This is a genomic window from Mycobacterium sp. NGS16, from assembly GCF_059813225.1.
Genome location: NZ_JCALEE010000033.1, coordinates 1 through 331 on the forward strand (window position 1 = coordinate 1; position 331 = coordinate 331).

1 protein-coding gene is annotated in these 331 nt (G+C 63.1%); it reads left to right on the plus strand.

Annotated features, from left to right (window positions below; genetic code table 11):
* A partial coding sequence (locus AC5Y4Q_RS21670; protein ID WP_499960173.1) for a beta-ketoacyl synthase N-terminal-like domain-containing protein occupies positions 1–331 on the plus strand: 331 nt, incomplete at both ends.

Below are 331 nucleotides of genomic sequence, written 5' to 3' on the forward strand. Positions count from 1 at the left end.
GCGCTCAACATCGGCGGCAGTATCCGTCCCGCCGACATCGATCCCTACGTGCCGTTCGGCAATGCCGCCAATTTCGCGGCCGGTCGGCTGGCGTATTTCCTTGGGGTGCATGGTCCGGCGATCATGCTTGATACTGCGTGTTCGTCGTCGTTGGTGACGATTCACCTGGCGTGTCAGAGTTTGCGGCGCCGGGAGTCTGATCAGGCCTTGGCGGCTGGGGTGAACCTGATGCTGACGCCGCAGAACAGCATTGCGACGTCGCGGTGGGGGATGTTGGCCCCTGATGGGCAGTGCAAGACCTTTGATGCCGCCGCCGACGGTTACGTGCGCA